This is a genomic window from Stenotrophomonas sp. YJH_SMC_65 (genome assembly GCF_059369475.1).
This window is the reverse complement of sequence record NZ_JCAFSR010000004.1, coordinates 411,349-430,319: the sequence shown is the minus strand read 5'-3', so window position 1 is coordinate 430,319 and position 18,971 is coordinate 411,349. Positions and strand designations below refer to the sequence as shown.

Below are 18,971 nucleotides of genomic sequence, written 5' to 3'. Positions count from 1 at the left end.
GGAGCACGATGATGGTCAATCCGCTCGCCCAGGCCCATCGCGGCCTCGGCACCACGCTGTTCAGCCTGTTGAACCCGATACCCTTCGGCTTCTTCGTCGGTGCACTGATCTTCGACGCGATCTATCTCAACAGCGCCGAGGTGATGTGGGGCAAGGCCGCCGCTTGGCTGATCACGTTCGGCCTGCTGATCGCCATCGTGCCGCGCCTGATCAACCTGTTCGCGGTCTGGCGCCGCAACGGCACGGCCACCCGCATCGACCGCATCGACTTCTTCCTCAACCTGGTCGCGGTGGTGCTGGCCATCTGGAACGCCTTCGTGCACAGCCGCGATGCGTATGCCGTTGCTGTGCCGGGCACGATCCTGTCGGCGCTGACCGTGGCCCTGATCGCCCTGGGCCTGATCCTGTTGTCATTGCAGCCACCGGTGCTGCAGGGAGGTCGTCATGCCTAAGCACATCCTGCCCACCGTGGCCGCGCTGGCACTGGCCGTCACCCTGTCGGCCTGCGCCGGCAAGGCCGAATACCATCCGGCCGACCAGTCGGGACCGCAGCCGCCACTGCCCAAGCCGGCCAACTTCCTGATGCCGCCGATGCAGGTGCCCAAGGGCGTGGGCTGGGCCGACGGCCAGGCCCCCACGGTGGCCGAAGGCCTGAAGATCGAGCGCATCGCCGCCAACCTGCAGCACCCGCGCCGGCTGCTGACCCTGCCCAACGGCGATGTACTGGTGGTGGAAGGCAATGGCCCCGGCGAAGAGCCGGTCACCACACCCAAGCAGTGGATCGCCGGCAAGGTGAAGGCGCGCTCGGGCAAGGCCGGCAAGGGCGGCAATCGCGTCACGCTGCTGCGCCGCTCGCCGGGCACCAACACCTGGACCCAGCACGTCTACATCGAGGGCCTGCATTCGCCATTCGGCATCCAGCTGATCGGTGACACGCTGTATGTGGCCAACACCGGCAACATCATGCAGTACCACTACGTGCCCGGCGAAACCCGCATGTCCGACAAGGGCCGCGAGTTCACCGACCTGCCCAGCACCATCAACCACCACTGGACCAAGGAACTGCTGGCCAGCCGCGATGGCAGCAAGCTGTACGTGGGCGTCGGCTCCAACAGCAACATTACTGAAAATGGCCTGGCCGTCGAATACCGCCGCGCGGTCGTGCTGGAGGTGGACGTAGCCACCCGTGGCAGCCGCATCTTCGCGTCGGGCATCCGCAACCCGACCGGGCTGGACTGGGAGCCGAGCACTGGCCAGCTGTGGGCCGTGGCCAACGAGCGTGATGAGATCGGTGCCGACCTGGTGCCGGATTACCTCACCTCGGTGAAGGAAGATGGCTTCTACGGCTGGCCCTACAGCTACTACGGCCAGCACGTGGACGAGCGCGTGCAGCCGCAGCGGCCGGACCTGGTGGCCAAGGCGATCGTGCCGGACTACGCCATCGGCTCGCACGTGGCACCGCTGGGCCTGCTGTTCTACACCGGCCAGGCACTGCCGGCGCAGTACCACGGCGGCGCCTTCATCGGCGAGCACGGCAGCTGGGACCGCTCGCCACTGAGTGGCTACGAAGTGGTCTACGTACCGTTCAAGGACGGCAAGCCGACCGGGCGGCCGCAGACCGTGGTCAGCGGCTTCACCTCGAAGGACGAGAAGACCCTGATGGGTGCGCCGGTGGGCATGGCGATGGACGCCGAGGGTGCGCTGCTGGTGGCCGACGACGTGGGCGACGTGGTGTGGCGGGTGTCGGCGAAATAGCTGTGTAGCGTCGAGCCACGCTCGACTGCTGTGGATCCGGCCTTTGTAGAGCCGAGCCCATGCTCGGCTTACGCGCGCAGCGCGCGGGTTTCCGTGCACCGAGCGAACAGCAGCCGAGCATGGGCTCGGCTCTACAGTTCGGCGGTACTGCTGCGGAACCCGCTGAACACCGATTCCGCAGCAAACCCCACGCCGCCCAGCAGCACGCCGAAGTACACCACCGTGGCCACCACGAAGCCGTAGCCGGCTGCCACCGCCGCACCATCGCGCTGGATGAAGCCAATCGCAAACGACATCAGCGCCAGCGCCGGCAGCGTGTTGCTGAAGGGAATCGGCCCGGCCGGCGCCATCAGCAGCAGGGTCGCAAACACCAGCATCAGGTTGTTCAGGCGCATCATCTTCTTCGAGCGCACCATCACCGCCAGCCGCATCGGCCGCGACAGCCGCTCCATGCGGTGCACCCATTTCAGCGCACGGCCCAGGTTGGCCTTCAGCTTTTCGGTGGCGATCCCGCGGCGCGCCAGCTTCTGCGGCACCCACAGCGGGCGGTCGCGCACCCGGCTCAGGCCGATCAGCAGGATCGAGGCGCCAAACACCGTGCTCAGCCCGGGAATCGCCACCGGAATGATGAAGATGGCCGAGAGCAGGATCACGACCAGCAGCAGGCCCTCATCGCCCAGCGCGCTGAGCAGGGTGCCGACGCTCACCTGGTCGCCGGGCAGCTCGTCGATCATCTGCTCGATCTGCTGGGCCAGGGGCGCGCTGTCGTTGGTTTCGGGGGCACGGTAGGTCATGCGTCGCAAGGTTCTCCAGGGAAGGGCGGTCAATGGGCCGTCCTGCGGTGGGGGACGCACAGGCTCCTGCAGTATCCCGGCCAAGGTGGGCAAAGAGGTGAACCGGGCATGAGGGGGTAAACTGCCGTGCCCCGCATGAGTTGAACGCAATGGACATGGGCCGCAGGCAATCGACCATCGAACTGGTCGCCATCGACATGGATGGCACGCTGCTGGACCCGTCGCACCAGCTCACCCCCCGCGCCAGGAAGGCCATCGCGCAGGCGCGCGCACTGGGCGTGCACATCGTGCTGACCAGTGGCCGCCCGGTTCCCGGCCTGGCGCCGTACCTGCACGAGCTCGGCATCACCGGCAACGACGACTACTGCATCGCCTGCAATGGCGGCCTGGTGCAGCGCATCGGCACGCGCGAAACCGTGGTCGAGTATCCGCTCAGCTTCGACGACTTCCTGTTCTGCGAGCAGGTCGCCCGCGACTTGGGCGTGCACTTCCAGGCGCTGGACAGCCAGCGCATGTACACGCCCAACCAGGACATCAGCTACTACACCGTGGCCGACTCGCATCTTTCGCGGATGCCGCTGTCGTATCGCCGCGTGGAAGACATGGACCCGTCCATGTCCTTCATCAAGCTGATGATGATCGACGAACCCGAGGTGCTGGACGCTGCCATCGCGCGCCTGCCCAGCGCGCTGACCGAGCGCTTCGCGGTATTGAAGAGCGCGCCGTTCTTCCTGGAAGTGTTCGACCACCGCGCCGGCAAGGGGCCGAGCCTGCAGAAGTTGGCCGAGCACCTGGGCATCGACCGCGCCAACGTGATGGCCATCGGCGACCAGGAGAACGACCTCACCATGCTGCAGTACGCCGGTACCAGCGTGGCCATGGGCAATGCCATCGATGCGGTGAAGGCGGTGGCGCGGTTTGAGACCAGCAGCAATGCCGATGAAGGCGTGGCGCGCGCGATCGAGCGTTTCGTCCTGCAGTAACCGCGCGTCCCTACGCTCTGGTAGCTGCCAACCTTGGTTGGCACACACAATCGGCAAGCGCCGACCAAGGTCGGCCTCTACCAGGCCCCATTCGCCCCGGTAGGTGCCAACCTTGGTTGGCACGCGCAGACGGCAAGCGCCGACCAAGGTCGGCCTCTACCAGGCCCCATTCGCCCCGGCAGGTGCCAACCTTGGTTGGCACACGCAGGCGGCAAGCGCCGACCAAGGTCGGCCTCTACCAGGCCCCATTCGCCCCGGCAGGTGCCAACCTTGGTTGGCACACGCAGGCGGCCAGCGCCGACCTGGGTCTATACCCACGTATAGCCCACCCATCCCCACCGCCATCGGCGCTGTACCACCGCGCAATGGCGGATGCGGCAGCGCGATGCAAGAATTTCGCACGTCGAAATCACGCCATCGAATCCTGCGGCAGATGATCGTCTTCCTCTGCTGACCGGCGCGCACCGCGCCGTCGCTCTCTCAACGCAATCGCACCGCCAGCCAGGGCGCCGACACCGGCGCTGCAACGCGCTGGGCGTGCGCCTGCGCGGCTCTCTCCCTGCACCCTGGATCTACTGCCATGAACACCCCACCCACGACGCGCCTCGCCCTGGCCATCATCGCGGCCACCACTGCACCTGCCTACGCAGCAGACACGCACGACGCCGCGCTCGACACGCCCACCACGCTCAACGCCCTGCAGGTCATCGCCACGCCGCGCGGTGCGGCCGTGGCACCGACCCAGGTGGTCGGTCCCAACCGCTACATCATCAAGGCCGAGGACCTCGACGCGATGGTCACCGGCAACAATGGCCTGGCCATGCTGAAGCAGGTGCCGGGCGCGAGCTATACCGCCACCGATGGGCTGGGCCTGGATATCTCCGCCACCAGCCTGTTCGTGCGCGGCTTCCGCATGAACGAAATGGGCATCACCTTCGAAGGCGTGCCGCTGAATGACAACGGCTTCCTCTCGCTTACCGGCACCAGCGTGGTGAACGTGGGCGTGCCCGATGGCATCGGCGCGATCACGGTCAGCCCCGGTGGCGCACCGGTCAGCGTGTTCTCCAGCAGCGTCAACGGCGGCAGCTTGGAATACCGCCTGCGCGACCTGCAGGACACGCCCAGCCTGCGCGTGAAGCAGGGCGTGGGCAGCAACAGCACGCTGGTCACCACCGTATCCGGGCAGAGCGGCCAGCTCGGCGAGCATGGCCCGAAAGTGCTGGTCGACCTGCAGCGCGTGTCCGCCGACAAGTACCAGGGCGAGGGCACGCAGAACTTCCTGCGCGGCGACCTGAAGCTGCAGCAGGACGTCGCCTGGGGCGATGTCACCGTGTTCCTGTCCGACAGCAAGGCCAAGGTCTGGGGTTACAACAACATTTCCTTCGACATGATCCGCAAGCTGGGCTGGAAGGCCGACATCTTCTACCCGGACTACGCCTGGGCGTATTACGTGGCCTCGCCGGAGAACGCAGACAAATCCTGCGGCGCCTATACCTGTGGTGAACTGTCCGGGCTTATTCCCTACGACACCGGCCAGAGCACGCGTGACCGCGTGTCCTCGATCAACCACCGCTTCCAGATCAGTCCGGCGCTGAGCGGCAACGTGCAGCTGTACAACGCCAACAGCCACACCCAGGCCACGCTGACCGACCCGAACGTGCCGTCGCCCAACGGCGCGCCGTTCTCCGAACAGGTGCAGACCCCGCGCCTCAACCGGCTGGGCGGCATGGTCAACCTGCAGTTCGAGACCGGCGCGCACACCGTCACCGCCGGCTTCTGGCAGGAGAAGAGCAAGGCCGCCGCCAAGACCGAGTGGTACCAGCAGCCGCTGCTGGGCGAGGGCCCGCCGCTGAAGGCCACCGGTCCGTTCGATGTGTACGGCCCCGCGTTCAAGACCGACAACGCATCGAGCTGGGTGACCCGCTCGCGCCAGTTCTACCTGCAGGACGACATCGTGCTGAACGACACGCTGAAGCTGGGTGTCGGCTTCAAGGCCGTGGACTTCCGCACCCGCGGCGGCGGCCTCGGTGACGCCAAGGACCGGCCGGTGAACGGCACGCTGCGCGCGAAGAGCAACTTCCTGCCGCACGTCTCGCTGTTCTGGAGCCCGACCGAATCCACCGATGCCTTCATCGACCTGGCCAATACTATGAACGGCTATCGCGTGGCCCAGCGCGGAAACATCGGCTACACCGCCTCGGCGTGGACCATCACCGACCAGGAGGAGTTCGACCGCGTGGCCGGCACGCTGCGCCCGGAGAAGAACTGGAACCTCACCGTGGGCGCATCGCATCGCTTCGACCGGCTGACGATCACCGGCGACGTGTTCTACAACGACATCCGCAACCGACTGCTGTCGGCCGCCATCGGCACCCAGTTCGCACAGATCAACACCGTGCGGCTGATGCCGAAGATGCACGTGATCGGTGCCGACCTCGGCATCACCGCCGACCTGACTGACCACCTGCAGTTCTACCAGGGCGTGGCCGTGGCCCGTTCGTACTACGACAGCGATTTCGTGGTGGGCGACACGGTGTACCCGATCAAGGGCAACGCGCAGCCGGGCTACCCGCAGATCTCGCTGGTCAGCGACCTGTCAGCGCATTTCGGTGACTGGCGTTTTGGCGCCACCAGCACCTCCTACCTGCGCCAGCCCTTCACCTACGAGAACGACATCCGCGTGCCGACGTTCTGGCAGGTCAACACCTATGCCGCCTACCGCTTCGGTGCCGACAGCGCGGTGCCCGGCCTGGAGCTGCGGCTGGACGTGAGCAACCTGTTCAACCGCCACAACATCGGCACCGCCACCATTGCCGGCTCGTCGTTCTCGGGGGATTACCAGACCCTGCAGCGCAGCGCGCCACGGCAGCTGATGTTCAGTACCTCGATGGCGTTCTGAGGCGATGAGGGTGGGGTCAGAGCCCTTTGCTGCGCAAAGGGATCCGACCCCGCAGCCACCCCGTGATCGGGGTCAGAGCCCTTTGCGCAGCAAAGGGCTCTGACCCCCAAAACCCGCCTAGAAACCCGCCTTGCGCAAACAACAGGGGTTTTCTGGCGGCGACGCAAGGTTCCCACAATGTTGCTGGGTCATCCTGTTGGCATGGCACAGCACAACCCGCGAACCCCGTTGTTCGGCATCCGGGGCCCAGGACGGCCCCGGCAGGCTCTGTCCGTGGCGCCGGCGATCGATCTGCAGGGCGAGTACCAGTTCTGGCAGGTCTACGAACGCGTGGTCCGCCCGCTGCCCGGCGGTGGGCTGCGCCGGGCCTGGCTGGTGTGCCAGAAGGTGTACCGGGACCGCCTGCGGTTCCCGCATGACACCCGTGAAGCCGCGCTGGCGCGTGTGCTTTTCGGCAGCAACAGCACGCCCGAGCGCGCAGCCGAACTGCAGGACCTCTTCGGCCTTGTCAGCCGCCGCATGGCGTCCGTTGCCGTCCGGCGACAGGCGCCCATCCTGGGAAAGTGAATCACTGGCCAGGAATCGACACGCGTTGATGGCTTTCTCTTGGTCCGCCTGCTTTTGGCCTATTCTGGGGCGGGCTGGTAAGGACGGGAAACGATGGAAATCAGACGATCTGCACGCCTTGTGATCGTTGCTGAGGATGCGGTGTTGCTGTTCCGGTATCACGATGAACACCACGCTCCGTTCTGGGCTACACCGGGCGGGGAGCTTCTGCCCGGGGAGGGATATGCGGACGCCGCACGGCGTGAGCTCAGGGAGGAGACCGGATTGGATCTGCCGATAGGCGTGCGGCTGGAAAAGCGCGATGCCATCTACGCGGTCGCCCGATCAACGCCCGCGCGATGGCTGGAAGAATATTTTCTGGTCCGCAGCCCCAACCAGCCCGACATCCAGCGTGACGGGTGGACGGAGGAGGAAAATGCCACGATCAGGGCGTGGAAATGGTGGCGCGTAGAAGAGATGAGAGAACAGCCTGCTTCCCTGTTCAAGCCGGAATGGCTGCCGGATCTTTTTGAACGTGTGCCCGCATGACGCGGCCTGATTCTGCCCGCTGCGATTACGTGCTCGCCTTCCCCCGGTCCAGCTGCCGGTAGCCAATGGCCTCGGCCAGATGCGCCGTCTGGATCGTTTCGCAACCCGCCAGATCGGCAATCGTGCGCGCCACCCGCAGAATCCGGTGCATCGCCCGCGCCGACAGCTGCAGGCGCTCGATGGCCTGTTCCAGCATGTCCTGATCTGCCTCGCTCAGTCGGGTACAGGCCCGCAGTGCCGCCGGCGGCAGATGCGCGTTGAGCCCGCCACGCACCTGCTGCTTGGCATGGGCGGCTTCCACCCGTGCACGTACCGCCGCACTGGGCTCCCCCAGCGGCGTGCTCTCCCGCAACTCCACTGCGTCCATACGGGCCACACTGATATGCAGGTCGATACGGTCCAGCAACGGGCCGGACACGCGCGCACGGTAGCGGTTGATGCGCTCATCACTGCACAGGCAGCGGTTGCTGCGGTCGCCAGCCCAGCCGCAGGGGCAGGGATTCATCGCCGCCACCAGCTGGAATCGCGCTGGATACTGCACGCTGCGTGCCGCGCGGGCGATGCGGATGTGGCCGGATTCCAGCGGCTCGCGCAGGGTCTCCAACGCACTGCGGTTCCACTCCGGAAGCTCATCCAGGAACAGCACGCCGTGATGGGCCAGCGAGATTTCGCCAGGGCAGGGCGGATTGCCGCCACCCACCAGCGCCGCCGCGCTCGCACTGTGGTGCGGTGCCCGGAAGGGCCGCTGCCGCCATCGTCTTGGGTCCAGCCCTTCGCCACTCACCGAGGCAATCGCGGCCATCTGCAACGCCTCGGCTTCCTCGGTATCCGGCAACAGGCTGGGCAGGCGCGAAGCCAAGAGCGTCTTGCCGCAGCCAGGGCTGCCGATCAGCAGAAGGTGATGACCCCCCGCTGCGGCAACCTCCAACGCGCGCCGTGCATGCGCCTGCCCCCGCACGTCGGCCAGATCGGGCAGGGGCAACGGTGTCGTGTCCACGCGCTCCACGGGCGGCAGCAGGCGCGGATTGCCCAGACCGGCACAGCACTCCAGTAGCGTGCGCGCCACGCGCACATCCGCGTGCTCGGCCAGCGCCGCCTCGGCGGCATTGCCGGGCGGCACCACCAGGATGCGGCCGGCATCAGCCGCCGCAATCGCAGCAGGCAGCGCTCCGGCCACCGGCCGCAGTTCGCCGGTCAGCCCCAGCTCACCTAGGAACTCGTATTGCAGCAGCGACTGCGGATCGACCTGGCCACTCGCGGCAAGAATGCCCAGCGCGATGGCCAGGTCGTAGCGCCCACCTTCCTTGGGCAGGTCGGCAGGCGCGAGGTTGAGCGTGATGCGCCGCTGCGGAAAGTCGAAGCGTGCACAGAGCAGCGCGGCACGCACGCGCTCGCGGGATTCGCGCACGCTGGTCTCGGCCAGGCCGACAATCTGGGTGGCGGGCAGGCCGCCAGAGAGGTGCACTTCCACCCGCACCAGCGGGGCATCGACCCCGGCGCGGGCACGGCTGTGGACCAGCGCCAGGCTCATGTGTGGATTCCTGCAGAAAGACGCCTGATGATGCGGCAGGTAATCTGCGTGGGACTATCGGGGTTTGCCGGCAATGCGTCTCGGGGTATTTCTGCCTGCAAAGGGTGCAGCGTGCGCATCGAGGGCAAATGATCTGTGCAGCGCGGCTCTGCGATGGCGGTCTCGCAGGCCTTGCGTCAGACAAGGCGTACTACAGGGCAGTGAAGGAAAGGAACGAGCTGAAATGCAGTGCATTCGAGTAATGATGGCCCTCTCGCTCGCCATGGGCCTGCCGGGGTGCCGGGATGAGGTGGAGAGTTCAACGTATCCCATTGGCCAGACGGGAGAGACGTGCACAGCCTACAAGGGCTTCGACCGCCAGCCGCCTGAAGTAGTTGTGGCCGAGCTTGCCAAGAGAGGGTTGGATAGCAGCCGTTTGGTGCATAGGACAGTCTGCGGCCCGATCACAAGTTGGGACATTCTCCCCGCAGGGGCGTCGATCGATCGGATACCTCCGCCAGACGCATATGTAAGCGTCCACCTGCTGGAAGACGGCTCGGTTTCCGTCAGTACAGACCGCCCCTGACGTTGGCGCCGCCCTTGATGATCGAGCGGCGGGGGAACAGACAAAAGTATGGATGGGCTCGCAGGCGGGGCGAGTGGCACCCAGGTGGGCTGGAAGGGTGACAACGATACGACCCTGCGTGCTGAGAGCGGCACCAGGACAGCGGCGGAGTAGACATTGAGTTTTCCACATGTCAGGAGTACCCGGGAAATGTACAGATTCAAGGCCGAAGTCGTTTCCATAGAGGAAGATGACTACTGCATCGTAGTTGGCTTGGCCGACAGCTCGACGAATCCGTCTCGTTACGTGGTATTGCAGAACGCGAAGGCGTATGACGACCAGGACGAAGAGTTGGGCATGGCGCACGCCCATATCGAGGTCGGTGGAGGTCTTGAGCCTTGCTATGGCGGTCTGGTGCATATCTCTCTGCGGCGCATGGAGCTTGAGCTGTCTCTCTCCGAAAGTGCACAGAGGAAGCTTGGGATCACTGGTGGGATTGCAGTGACACTGAAAACGTTGGAAAACGGCAGCAAGCTGAAGGCCGCGTTGCGGAAAATCTGTGTTGCGGAGGGTATTCCGCTTGATCTGAACTCGTCTGGACCGGATTGAGTTCATGCTGTGCCGCACTGCCTGCGAGAGGCGGGCTGAGCGGGGACAAGAGGCAGCAGGTCCGGACAGGCGAATGTGTTCCGGCTCATTTTCAAAGCCGGGGGAGTGGCATGAAAGCTGACGAATTTGTATCCGCTATCCAGCGCTATGTGCTTGAATCATCCGTGGGTAGTACGATCTCGAACCTGGCGTATCCACCGGGCCGTCGGGTGGCCCCAGACCTGTTGGCACCGTCCGAATGGTCCAACAGCTTGTCCGCTGTAGAAGCCGACATGTTGCGAGCCGTTGCCGGTGAAGCTGCCCGTTCGGCGGTCTTCGGGTTTCTGGCGGTGCTTGATGGCACCCGTGTCATCGATTCAGAGAAAGGCACCTTCGAGCTTCACCATGTGGGTCGCGAGAAGCGCCTGGCGAATCCGTCTGGCATCGATCTACACGACCTGCTCGAATAGGTGGGGGATGCGCGCGCAGCACTGGCATGGAGCGTGGGACTGATGAAACTGAACTTCGTGGCGGACTGCGACTGGGAGTCGCATGTTGGCAGGATAAAAAGTCATTACGTAGAGCGCTCCGCCACATTCGAGTCCAGGAGCTACGGGAACGAAGTGGCTTCTGTGGCATTGCTTTTCGTGTGTCGAGATCCCGAGCTGGATTTCAAGCGAAGAGTGCAGTTTCGGCGAAAGAAGGCGGAGTTCTATACCGATGTGATGCTTGACCTGCCGACCATCGTTCCGCTCTCGATGAAGGAGAAAATGCGGTATGTCTCCCGCGAATTGCTTGAGCAGTTGGCGGAGCAACTGGGCAGGGTGAAGTTCAAGGACTTCGACCATGCAAGGTTTCTGATGGATCTGAAGGTATGGCTGGAGGACATCGATAGCCGTTACAACGGCCAATCGTCGGGTGCATGGCACTATGCCTCGGGCGAGGCGTCCTAGTCGCTCCGGAAGTCACCGATGCTCACTTGCTGGTCAATTTTCTCAACGGAATGAGGGATCCATTGCAGCGCTATCTTTGTGATCTGGATGTAACAGGCAATCTTTCGGCGGGCCGCGATGTCGAGCAGCTGCTCTCCGATCGATATGAGTTGGATCAGCGTGTGATTCGCTTTGTCTCCATTGAGCAGGCCAATCTGAACGCCTGGAGGGTTCGTCTTTGCGAAGTATTTGACAATGGAGCGCCTGGCTTCATCGATGTGTACGAGTTCGAGGCGGTGGATCCTGATCATCCCTTTGGTACCGAGTGGACGTTTGATTCGGTTGACGGCGCCTTGAGGTTCGCGCGGGACGTGCTGAGGACCAATCAGGGGCGCTATGTGAACCAAGGACTGATTCAAGACGAGTACAAGGACCGCTATCGTCCGGAATGGTGATACGCCTCTGGAACGAGTGGGCTATCCGAGTCAAGAATGCTCTGTGATCATTCTTTCAGATGGATGGACGAAGTTGTCATGAAGACACGCAGACTCATCTTGATTGCGCTGGGTATGTTGCCTGCAGCAGCAGGCTTCCCCGCAGGGAATCCACGCGTGGACTTTGTATCGAAAGCCTTCCGCGATGGAAGTTTCATCCCGCATGTCTACAGCGAGAGGGATTTCCTGCGCCGCTATGGTGATGGCGAGCTGGTCGTGGATGCCACAGGACTGATGCGGCGTAGATACCTGGATCCCACTACCCGATTGGAGGTGCTGATCACCTCCAACCCTGACGTGGCTCCGCAGTTCCGAACCATTGATGAGATCCGCGTTTCATCGATCAGCGCGGCGCAACCCACTGCAGGTAGAACCGAGAGCCTGCGCGGCGTGAAGCTGAAAGGCGTTGCGATGGGTGATCCGGCGTCCGAGGCCATCGGCACAGCACGCAGATATGGCCAGCGGAAGACAGAGCAGGCAACGCTGGGGGGCTTCGATGTCGAGCGCACCTGTGGGTTCTCGGAAGGTGGATCGAGCATTTGCTTCTACGTTCGGGATGGGAAAGTGGTTGCGATGGCGCTGGGGTTTGGCCCCTGACCAGTTGCTGTGCCGCATGCGGTGCAGGCACAGCGCAACCGTGAGCGTCAGCCTACGAGGGCACTTCAGCGCTGAGGTAATTGGTGGGAGCGGCCTGGCGGTCGGCTGGCGCCCCAAGCAGACACCGCTGCTCATCCAGCACCAACCCATTGAAGCGCCCAAACCGTGCCTCAACCCACGAACGCCCCGCGCTTTCCACCAGCAACCGCCCCTGGCTCTGGTGCAGATCCAGCCAACGCTCGAAGCTGATACGCAGACGCTCGATGTCCGGCGCGCGCCACCGTGCATCGGCAGGCATGCGGATCAGCACGCGCGAGGGCGCGTTCTCCACGTCCATCACCAGCACGCCCTTGCAGCGGATCTCGAAGGATGTCGCCCCGGCATGGCGCGCGTGCAGTTCAAAGCCCTCGTGGGCCTTCGCGGTCACGAAGCCGCGCGCATCACTGTGCAGCAGGCGGTAATCGGCCGGCTGCAGCTTTTGGTAGGCCCACACCTGATCGCCCGCAGGCTCGGGCCAATCCACCCACATCGCGCCGATCACCGCGATGCACATCACCGCGATGCACATCACCGCAGCGGCCAGGCCGAGCTTCTTCATTCGTCACCCCACACACAGGCAGAAAGGTCCGCGCGATAAGCGCGCTCAGTCCTTGGGTCGCATCCGCTCGTGAATGAAGGCGGTCAGCGCCAGATCGGCCATCACCAGCCCCTCCATCACCCGGTCGCCCACGTACTGCTCTGGCCCGCCGTTCTGGCGCGTGCGCTCGGCCGCCAGCAGGATCTCCTGCACGATGCGCTGGCCGGTGAGTGCGCAGTCGGCGTCGGACAACGCCATCTGCCGGCCACGCAGGTGATGGCGCTCAGGCCACGGCTGGCCATCGGCCGCAGCGCCTGCGCCAATGGCGTGCAGGATGGCGATGAGGCTGTTGGGGTCAGGGCTCGGAGCGCGTGACGGCGCTTCCTGGATCGGGCGCGGGGGAGGGGAGTGCGGCGTGGTCATGGCGGGCTCCGTGCATGCAGGCAGAAGCCGCCACCGATAAAGGTGGCGGACAGGGCGTGGCTCGAAAACCGGTTGCTAGACAAAGCCGGCGGGCACGAGGCCCCCACGCCCCGCCCGCCATAGCCGGCAGACGGATTGCCAGCCGGCACCACGCGCGGTGGTGCCGGCTGGCAAGCGCAAACTTACGTCTAGCAATCCGGGTTTTCGAGTCCCGACCACCGATGCACGGTGGCGCAGTAACGATTACCTGCTGTTGTGCGGAATGCCAACGGGTAGGGGTCAATGCCGCCAAAACCCGAGACGCTTTTGGCATTGTCGCATAGCACCGGAAGCGGCGAGAGCCTTGGCGTGCTTGGCGCAGCGGCACTTCTGGAACGGAGTCGTCAGAACCTTCCGCTAGAGACGCAGGGAGCGGCAAATGCGACAGCACTTGGTAGGCGAAAGCGTATTGCTACTACCAATAGCGGCGCCTGGCTAGCCAGTCGAATCTGGCCGCTCGCGGAACCAAGCCCCGAACTGGCCGTGGTGCGCGAAGTGGCGCAGTTCGAACTGACGAGATTCGTGAATGACGTGCCGCCATCGGGCACAGCCGTACTTCTTGGGGGTTTGTTCCGGGTGGTGCTCTGCTACCCAGCGAACGGCTGTGTCCACACTCACCCAGCCGTCGATCGCCCGTTCTCGGAAGGCCTGTCTCAGCGCACTGACAATACCTGTGAGCGGCCAATGGATCTGCCCATCAGGCGCGATGCCGTTGACCATAAACTCATGGAACTGGGGAGAGTGAACCAGCTCCGCAAAGGCTTTCGCTCCCCGCGCAACATCTGCCGCAAGTGCACGCAGCCGTTGAAACTGGCGGTCGATCTGAGCGTAGGAACGGCTGAGTGCAGCCTGTGCCTTCAGGCATCCTTCGACAGTCTGGATATCGTATTGCTCGATGAAGTGGTGAACGAGCACGTTCCTGAGGTTCACCAGTTCGCGCAGGTCGGCTTGCAGCGTTGCATGGGATTGCTCTGGAAACTCTAGCCCCATGTGCAGAGCGACGAAGCTTGAATTGCTGTCGTAACCCGATGGGCCGTCAGGGGCTTCGCTGCCCTCTTTGACCACGCATTCGGCAGTCAGGTGACCTACCAGCACCCCCATGGTCTTGCCGCTGATCTCTGCTTTGCGCTTGTCCAAAGCCATTGGGAGTGTTTCCGGCGTACCGAACAACTTCTGAAAGGCGAGCATGGATCTCATCAGTTGCTCGCACTGCTGAAGTCGCAGAATGCAACGGCCAAGAAGCTGTTGCACTTCGTGCTGTGCACCGACAATGTCATTCTGGTCGACGGCGGACATGGCAAACCTGAGCATGGGACACGTCGACTTTACAGCCAGAGATGGTGGAAGCTCAGGCTGGACCAGAATGATGAGGTTGTTGTCTGCATCGCTTGCGGGCATGAGTGACTTTCTGCCTATTGACCCCTTAGGGCGTCGCGCAGAAGGTGACTACCTCTGTAGTCAGCCGGAGCCACCCTGCCCCGATCAGGAAGGTTCTGCGGTGTTTGAACGGATTCCACCCACTGGCGCAGGCCAAACAAGGACCACTATACGTGTCACACCGCAGCCGACTGCTTCTCTGTGCGGGTCTGGTCCCGCTTCCGTGGTTCCTGTTCTGGACCAGCGTTGCCGCCCTGTTCGCGCCGGGCTACAACCCGCTTGCGCAGCACGCCAGCGAGCTGCTGCAGGCGCCAACGCTTGCAAGCATCTGCGGCAGGATCGCGGCTATCGGCTCCGGTATGGGCTTCGTGGCGTTCTCCATCGGGGTATGGCGGGAGTCCGGTCGCCGGATTGCCGTAGGCGCAATCTGCTGGGCGATCTTTGGCATCTCCATGCTGACCAACGGGCTCTGGCCCATGGGCCACCCGATGCACGGCTTCTACACCATCGGTATCGCCAACATCGTTGCACCGGCGATGTCGCACATCGAACTGAGCGCGTGGTCGGCCAACCGAAGGGCGTACGCCGTGACCGCTGTGGTGAGCATCGCGGGGATTGTCTATCTCTGGTTGAACGTGGTGGGGGCGGATCCGGAGGGATTCAGGGGGCTGACACAGCGCCTCTTCTCGTCGATCAACTCGCTGTGGCCGTTCCTCGTGGGGCTGTACCTGATGCGGCGGGGTTCAAGCGCGCTGAAGGCGCAGGCTGCGCATTGATGGGGGCGCGCGACAGGAACATAGAGGGCCGAACAAGGACTTCTCGATTCTCCGGCCCCAGCTCAAGGTGATCTTCTCGGGATTCATGCCAGTGTGCTCGCTGTTCAAGCCGTGGGTGCTCTTCAACCATCTGTTCCTTGATGCTGGCACCACGGGTGGCAAGAGGGGGAAGGTCGTGCGCGCCTTCTGCTATAAGTAGCGCAACCGCGCCCAGAGAAGGCTCTTGCGATTGATGCCCGCTCTTGGCTGAATGCAAACGTGCCGGCGCCAGACAACGCGACCCGGAATGCTAGAGGCCGCTCTCGATCCGAAGCGGACGTTCGTCCCCTTCAGCCCTACGCGACACCTGCCAGTCCAGTGATTCGTCTACCTGAGGTTCTTGGTTCTCAATGATCGATCTGCCTTGTCCATCGTGTGGCTTCCTGACCCTGGAAGACGTCTACGGGTCCCATGCCATATGTCCGATCTGCAACTGGGAGGATGACGGAGTGCAACTTGCCAACCCCACATCCACCGGCGGAGCCAACGGCGAGTCTCTGGCGCAAGCGCAGCAGAATGCTCTTTCCAGTTTCCCCCTTGGCGTCGAGGTCGCAAGCGGCTTTCGCCGCGGATCTGGCTGGCGCCCTTTGTCCAGCACGGAGATCGGGCACTACGAAGCTCTAAGGGGCGGCAATCACTGGCACAGCAAGAGTGTCTCGTACGAGAAGGAGGCTTACTGGTCGATGCTGGGCGTTCTTTCGATCTGAAGCACTTCGCGGCTCAACTCATGGCGTTCGCGAATGTCCACCACTGGCCGAGAGCGGACATTGGCTCGCGCAGGGTATTTCCTGTGGATCACTGACCAGCCAGCGACCCGTAGCGGACATGGCCCAAATGTCTTGAACGTGGATTTCGCGGGGCTTCTGATCCTATGCCTGGATCTGGCCATGCGCCGGCTTGATGGCCGAACCCAGCCACCCTAGGATCGCGCTGTATCAGGGGAAAGTACGCCACATGGTGCTTTGTGGGCAGGTCGTATGACCGGATCCAAGGGTCCATCCATCAGGGAGTCAGGTCCCATGAGAAACATGACAGTGCTCCTACTCGTGCTTGCGATTGCCAGCGCAGCTGCAGTCGCGGCGGATCGCCCTTCGGCACAGGCCGTGCTCAATCGCGTTGCCAACGAAGGGGGGCGCAAGGTGCTTTGGGACCTGTGGCAGCACGAGCGGGAGTTTGGGCAGGTCACCGCTGGCATCGAGTAGGCGATCCTGCATGGCTTGAGGTTGCGGCTGCGCTAAAGCCGTTTTCAGATGCGGGCGCCTCGCTATCCATCAATTACGCGGTAGCCCGTGCATTGCCCAAAACGCCAGAGCGGGTCTTGGCATTGACCACCCAGGGATTCAAGGTCGAGGACATCTGCACATCGCCGTTCATCGAGCCAGATCCGGGAGTCGCGGAGGCGTATGAACGACGTACGCTTGCGGCACTTTCACGACTGAAGGGCACATCGGTTGCGTCCGTTGCGGCAGAATGCGCGGCGCAGGTCCGCCTTCCGGATGGGGCTTGATGATTTTTACGGCTGGGCTTTTTGGACATGTTCAAGTAGGGACCGGCCAGCCCTCCGTTTGAGCCCAAGCCGATTCCCCCGGTTCGGCCTATTCCGAAGCTGCTGTCGTCCGGTTCCGGCCGGAATCTGGCATCAACGAGGCCTACGCACCTGGAATACGTTCCGAAAAGGACAGCTGGATTCCCATGGCAGCATTCGATCATTCCCTGGTAACCCTCCGATTCTTCGGGGATGACCTCCTACCCGAAGAAGTCAGTGCCTTGCTCGGGGCGACCCCGACCGCATCGCATCACAAGGGCCAGGAACTCAGAGGCAGCCGATCAGGCACCGTGCGTATCGCCAGGACTGGAAGCTGGCAACTTGATGCGGAGCGTCGTGAGCCTGAATATCTGGCCGCTCAGATCTTCGAGATCCTCGATCAACTCACCGGCGATCTCGCCGTATGGCAGGCTCTGGCACGCTTCCGGCCTGATCTGTTCTGTGGCCTTTTCATGTGCAGCAGCAACGGTGGTGTCTCGCTTTCGCCTCGCGCGCTGCTCGCCTTGGGTGAGCGCGGCATTGAGCTCGGGCTGGACATCTATGAAGCCGATGAAGAAGTGCGCAACGCCCAGCGCCAGCAGGCCATCAGTTGATGATCTCCCCACTCCCCGAAGCAACAAACGCCTTCAACTGCCGAACGAACTCCGCGTCGTAGGCTTCCCACTCCGTAACCTCCCCAACCACCCGCAACGGCTGCGCACTCCGATACGATCGCGTCGGGTTGCCGGGAAACTTCTTGTTGGTCACATTCGGATCGTCTTCAAACGGCCCGGTCGGCTCCACCACATACACGCGCGGCCGCCCTTCACCGCGAGCCATCTCCGCGGCCAGCCCGGCGCCTTTGGCAATCGTGGTGAAGTAGATGTGGTTCATCACCACATTGTCGCGATAGTTGGACCGGAAGCCCGCACACAGCAACTCGCCCACGGCGAGGTCAGCGCGGGTGCCGTGATAGAACGGCCCGGCGACCTGGTCGCAGGTGTCATGCGAAACGGGTGTCCAATCGGTGTCCTGCGCCATCGCTGCTGCCCCTCTCTGTGCTGCCGGATCGACAGTCCGGCGAGTCTAGGGCGCCCGGTGGGCCTTGCTGCAAGGCCCCATCCGGGAAATAATCTGTAAACGGGAGGCGCGGTGCGCCTCCTTTTTTCATTCTGCGGCGCCGCGCCCTGCCAGCTCGCGCACGGCCGTTTCCAGCGCGTCCACCTTTTCGCGGGTCTTCAACAACACCGCGCGCTGCACTTCGAACTCCTCGCGGGTGACCAGGTCGAGCTTGGCCAAGCCGGCCTGCAGCGCGCTCCTGAAGGTGGCCTGCAGTTCCTCTCGCGATTCGCGCAGGCCCGGGGGCACCAGGTCGCTGAGGCGACGGGCGAGGTCATCGATTTGATTTAGGTCGATCATGGGGAGGGGGCCGTGGGGTAACAGCCGGTTCGATCTTCAGCCCGCCGAGTTAAACCACGCATGAAACCTTGTGATGGCCTCCTCAGTCCATTCCCTAGGACTTTTCGAGCACAAAGGCAGTGGCTGGCGGGGCTTGTTAGGAAAAGGGCTACAGGTCATTGACCGGGCGTACGATGCGCGCAACAGGATTTCGACGCTAACGTTCCCCGATGGGAACGGAAGCCAGACTTGGAGTTACGCCGCAGATGGGCTTCCAACACAGGTAGTCACGCTCGCCAATACCAATCAGAAGGGGACAGTCACTGTCGATCTCAGCAAGGTCGACAGCCCAAAAACGGGGGCGCAGGTGATCGCCCAAGAAGATCAGCACGATATTGATACGGCGGAGCGTGGACGCCCCGCGGCCACCAGTGATGAGGTTCGTGCCACAGAGCGGAGTGCTTACGGCACGGAGGCGGTTGTTGCTAAAGGCCTCGGGATCAACATCAGCAAGGATGAACAGGCCAAGGGGGTGGAGGGTTCTGTTGCAAACTGGGAAGCGCGTCAGCCCAAGACCGAGAAGGACAAATGATTATGAAATCAGC

At 63.5% G+C, this 18,971-nt stretch carries 22 protein-coding genes; 15 read left to right on the top strand and 7 right to left on the bottom strand.

Features of this window, described 5'->3' with window-relative positions:
- Window positions 1–11: 11 nt before the first annotated feature.
- The gene (locus tag AC5P7A_RS10185) at window positions 12–452 is read left to right on the top strand and encodes a DUF2231 domain-containing protein (RefSeq protein WP_032958793.1); all 441 of its coding nucleotides are present in this window, start codon (window positions 12–14) and stop codon (window positions 450–452) included.
- Window positions 445–1,755 carry a PQQ-dependent sugar dehydrogenase gene (locus tag AC5P7A_RS10180; RefSeq protein WP_032958794.1) on the top strand — a complete coding sequence of 437 codons (1,311 nt, stop codon included), beginning with the start codon at window positions 445–447 and terminating at the stop codon, window positions 1,753–1,755. The genes AC5P7A_RS10185 and AC5P7A_RS10180 overlap by 8 nt, the downstream gene beginning before the upstream one ends.
- Before the next feature lie 131 nt (window positions 1,756–1,886).
- Here AC5P7A_RS10180 and AC5P7A_RS10175 read toward each other — a convergent pair whose 3' ends face one another.
- The gene (locus AC5P7A_RS10175) at window positions 1,887–2,549 is read right to left on the bottom strand and encodes an exopolysaccharide biosynthesis protein (RefSeq protein ID WP_495220102.1); all 663 of its coding nucleotides are present in this window, start codon (window positions 2,547–2,549) and stop codon (window positions 1,887–1,889) included.
- A 149-nt stretch (window positions 2,550–2,698) separates the two neighbouring features.
- Here AC5P7A_RS10175 and yidA point away from each other — a divergent pair, with 149 nt between their 5' ends.
- From yidA to AC5P7A_RS10155, 4 genes are all read left to right on the top strand, one after another.
- Window positions 2,699–3,532 (top strand): sugar-phosphatase, encoded by an 834-nt coding sequence (gene yidA / locus AC5P7A_RS10170; protein ID WP_142235086.1) that lies wholly within the window; start codon window positions 2,699–2,701, stop codon window positions 3,530–3,532.
- Between the two features lie 580 nt (window positions 3,533–4,112).
- The gene (locus tag AC5P7A_RS10165; RefSeq protein ID WP_069117701.1) at window positions 4,113–6,431 is read left to right on the top strand and encodes a TonB-dependent receptor; all 2,319 of its coding nucleotides are present in this window, start codon (window positions 4,113–4,115) and stop codon (window positions 6,429–6,431) included.
- A 177-nt stretch (window positions 6,432–6,608) separates the two neighbouring features.
- Complete coding sequence (locus AC5P7A_RS10160) at window positions 6,609–6,998, top strand: hypothetical protein (protein ID WP_041863926.1); 390 nt, start codon at window positions 6,609–6,611, stop codon at window positions 6,996–6,998.
- A gap of 93 nt (window positions 6,999–7,091) precedes the next feature.
- Entirely contained in the window at window positions 7,092–7,526 is a 435-nt protein-coding gene (locus AC5P7A_RS10155; protein WP_049408006.1) for an NUDIX hydrolase, read from the top strand.
- Window positions 7,527–7,551: 25 nt separating this feature from the next.
- On the opposite strand, the gene AC5P7A_RS10150 is transcribed toward AC5P7A_RS10155, so the two are convergent.
- Window positions 7,552–9,057, bottom strand: a complete 1,506-nt coding sequence (locus AC5P7A_RS10150; protein WP_445978664.1) for a YifB family Mg chelatase-like AAA ATPase — start codon at window positions 9,055–9,057, stop codon at window positions 7,552–7,554.
- Between the two features lie 754 nt (window positions 9,058–9,811).
- On the opposite strand from AC5P7A_RS10150, the gene AC5P7A_RS10145 reads away from it, so the two are divergent.
- The 5 genes from AC5P7A_RS10145 (at window position 9,812) to AC5P7A_RS10125 (ending at window position 12,212) form a co-directional block, all read left to right on the top strand.
- Complete coding sequence (locus AC5P7A_RS10145) at window positions 9,812–10,210, top strand: Imm10 family immunity protein (protein WP_495220101.1); 399 nt, start codon at window positions 9,812–9,814, stop codon at window positions 10,208–10,210.
- A 110-nt stretch (window positions 10,211–10,320) separates the two neighbouring features.
- Window positions 10,321–10,659 carry a hypothetical protein gene (locus AC5P7A_RS10140; RefSeq protein ID WP_346601269.1) on the top strand — a complete coding sequence of 113 codons (339 nt, stop codon included), beginning with the start codon at window positions 10,321–10,323 and terminating at the stop codon, window positions 10,657–10,659.
- A 42-nt stretch (window positions 10,660–10,701) separates the two neighbouring features.
- A complete protein-coding gene (locus AC5P7A_RS10135; RefSeq protein WP_049441965.1) occupies window positions 10,702–11,142 on the top strand; it encodes an Imm44 family immunity protein in 441 nt (146 codons plus the stop codon).
- A 26-nt stretch (window positions 11,143–11,168) separates the two neighbouring features.
- Window positions 11,169–11,576 carry a hypothetical protein gene (locus AC5P7A_RS10130; protein ID WP_136191751.1) on the top strand — a complete coding sequence of 136 codons (408 nt, stop codon included), beginning with the start codon at window positions 11,169–11,171 and terminating at the stop codon, window positions 11,574–11,576.
- A 78-nt stretch (window positions 11,577–11,654) separates the two neighbouring features.
- Window positions 11,655–12,212 carry a hypothetical protein gene (locus AC5P7A_RS10125; RefSeq protein WP_136191752.1) on the top strand — a complete coding sequence of 186 codons (558 nt, stop codon included), beginning with the start codon at window positions 11,655–11,657 and terminating at the stop codon, window positions 12,210–12,212.
- A 52-nt stretch (window positions 12,213–12,264) separates the two neighbouring features.
- Here the strand turns inward: AC5P7A_RS10125 and AC5P7A_RS10120 are convergent, their stop codons facing one another.
- The 3 genes from AC5P7A_RS10120 to AC5P7A_RS10110 all read right to left on the bottom strand — a co-directional run bounded on the left by AC5P7A_RS10120 (window position 12,265) and on the right by AC5P7A_RS10110 (window position 14,547).
- On the bottom strand, window positions 12,265–12,810 hold the full coding sequence (locus AC5P7A_RS10120; RefSeq protein ID WP_495220100.1) for a cold-shock protein: 546 nt from the start codon (window positions 12,808–12,810) through the stop codon (window positions 12,265–12,267).
- A 45-nt stretch (window positions 12,811–12,855) separates the two neighbouring features.
- Entirely contained in the window at window positions 12,856–13,212 is a 357-nt protein-coding gene (locus tag AC5P7A_RS10115; RefSeq protein WP_495220099.1) for a hypothetical protein, read from the bottom strand.
- A gap of 474 nt (window positions 13,213–13,686) precedes the next feature.
- Window positions 13,687–14,547 (bottom strand): OST-HTH/LOTUS domain-containing protein, encoded by an 861-nt coding sequence (locus AC5P7A_RS10110; RefSeq protein ID WP_495220098.1) that lies wholly within the window; start codon window positions 14,545–14,547, stop codon window positions 13,687–13,689.
- A 254-nt stretch (window positions 14,548–14,801) separates the two neighbouring features.
- Between AC5P7A_RS10110 and AC5P7A_RS10105 the strand changes: the two genes are divergently transcribed.
- The 3 genes from AC5P7A_RS10105 (at window position 14,802) to AC5P7A_RS10095 (ending at window position 17,582) form a co-directional block, all read left to right on the top strand.
- On the top strand, window positions 14,802–15,404 hold the full coding sequence (locus AC5P7A_RS10105; protein ID WP_495220097.1) for a DUF998 domain-containing protein: 603 nt from the start codon (window positions 14,802–14,804) through the stop codon (window positions 15,402–15,404).
- A 389-nt stretch (window positions 15,405–15,793) separates the two neighbouring features.
- Window positions 15,794–16,150: a CPCC family cysteine-rich protein gene (locus AC5P7A_RS10100; protein ID WP_032958808.1), complete on the top strand. Its 357-nt coding sequence runs from the start codon at window positions 15,794–15,796 to the stop codon at window positions 16,148–16,150.
- Between the two features lie 985 nt (window positions 16,151–17,135).
- The gene (locus AC5P7A_RS10095) at window positions 17,136–17,582 is read left to right on the top strand and encodes a DUF4279 domain-containing protein (RefSeq protein WP_495220096.1); all 447 of its coding nucleotides are present in this window, start codon (window positions 17,136–17,138) and stop codon (window positions 17,580–17,582) included.
- Here the strand turns inward: AC5P7A_RS10095 and arr are convergent.
- Window positions 17,575–18,009 carry an NAD(+)--rifampin ADP-ribosyltransferase gene (gene arr, locus AC5P7A_RS10090; RefSeq protein WP_262224444.1) on the bottom strand — a complete coding sequence of 145 codons (435 nt, stop codon included), beginning with the start codon at window positions 18,007–18,009 and terminating at the stop codon, window positions 17,575–17,577. The genes AC5P7A_RS10095 and arr overlap by 8 nt on opposite strands.
- Before the next feature lie 126 nt (window positions 18,010–18,135).
- Window positions 18,136–18,387: a ubiquinone biosynthesis accessory factor UbiK gene (ubiK, locus tag AC5P7A_RS10085; RefSeq protein WP_262224443.1), complete on the bottom strand. Its 252-nt coding sequence runs from the start codon at window positions 18,385–18,387 to the stop codon at window positions 18,136–18,138.
- A 73-nt stretch (window positions 18,388–18,460) separates the two neighbouring features.
- On the opposite strand from ubiK, the gene AC5P7A_RS10080 reads away from it, so the two are divergent.
- A complete protein-coding gene (locus AC5P7A_RS10080) occupies window positions 18,461–18,958 on the top strand; it encodes a hypothetical protein (protein WP_495220095.1) in 498 nt (165 codons plus the stop codon).
- Window positions 18,959–18,971 lie beyond the last annotated feature (13 nt).

Coding starts and splice junctions, on each gene's coding strand:
- AC5P7A_RS10185 (WP_032958793.1), top strand. CDS start 12: ATGGTCAATCCGCTCGCCCAGGCCCATCGCGGCCTCGGCACCACGCTG.
- AC5P7A_RS10180 (WP_032958794.1), top strand. CDS start 445: ATGCCTAAGCACATCCTGCCCACCGTGGCCGCGCTGGCACTGGCCGTC.
- AC5P7A_RS10175 (WP_495220102.1), bottom strand. CDS start 2,549: ATGACCTACCGTGCCCCCGAAACCAACGACAGCGCGCCCCTGGCCCAG.
- yidA (WP_142235086.1), top strand. CDS start 2,699: ATGGACATGGGCCGCAGGCAATCGACCATCGAACTGGTCGCCATCGAC.
- AC5P7A_RS10165 (WP_069117701.1), top strand. CDS start 4,113: ATGAACACCCCACCCACGACGCGCCTCGCCCTGGCCATCATCGCGGCC.
- AC5P7A_RS10160 (WP_041863926.1), top strand. CDS start 6,609: ATGTTGCTGGGTCATCCTGTTGGCATGGCACAGCACAACCCGCGAACC.
- AC5P7A_RS10155 (WP_049408006.1), top strand. CDS start 7,092: ATGGAAATCAGACGATCTGCACGCCTTGTGATCGTTGCTGAGGATGCG.
- AC5P7A_RS10150 (WP_445978664.1), bottom strand. CDS start 9,057: ATGAGCCTGGCGCTGGTCCACAGCCGTGCCCGCGCCGGGGTCGATGCC.
- AC5P7A_RS10145 (WP_495220101.1), top strand. CDS start 9,812: ATGTACAGATTCAAGGCCGAAGTCGTTTCCATAGAGGAAGATGACTAC.
- AC5P7A_RS10140 (WP_346601269.1), top strand. CDS start 10,321: ATGAAAGCTGACGAATTTGTATCCGCTATCCAGCGCTATGTGCTTGAA.
- AC5P7A_RS10135 (WP_049441965.1), top strand. CDS start 10,702: ATGAAACTGAACTTCGTGGCGGACTGCGACTGGGAGTCGCATGTTGGC.
- AC5P7A_RS10125 (WP_136191752.1), top strand. CDS start 11,655: ATGAAGACACGCAGACTCATCTTGATTGCGCTGGGTATGTTGCCTGCA.
- AC5P7A_RS10120 (WP_495220100.1), bottom strand. CDS start 12,810: ATGAAGAAGCTCGGCCTGGCCGCTGCGGTGATGTGCATCGCGGTGATG.
- AC5P7A_RS10115 (WP_495220099.1), bottom strand. CDS start 13,212: ATGACCACGCCGCACTCCCCTCCCCCGCGCCCGATCCAGGAAGCGCCG.
- AC5P7A_RS10110 (WP_495220098.1), bottom strand. CDS start 14,547: ATGTCCGCCGTCGACCAGAATGACATTGTCGGTGCACAGCACGAAGTG.
- AC5P7A_RS10100 (WP_032958808.1), top strand. CDS start 15,794: ATGATCGATCTGCCTTGTCCATCGTGTGGCTTCCTGACCCTGGAAGAC.
- AC5P7A_RS10095 (WP_495220096.1), top strand. CDS start 17,136: ATGGCAGCATTCGATCATTCCCTGGTAACCCTCCGATTCTTCGGGGAT.
- arr (WP_262224444.1), bottom strand. CDS start 18,009: ATGGCGCAGGACACCGATTGGACACCCGTTTCGCATGACACCTGCGAC.
- ubiK (WP_262224443.1), bottom strand. CDS start 18,387: ATGATCGACCTAAATCAAATCGATGACCTCGCCCGTCGCCTCAGCGAC.
- AC5P7A_RS10080 (WP_495220095.1), top strand. CDS start 18,461: ATGGCCTCCTCAGTCCATTCCCTAGGACTTTTCGAGCACAAAGGCAGT.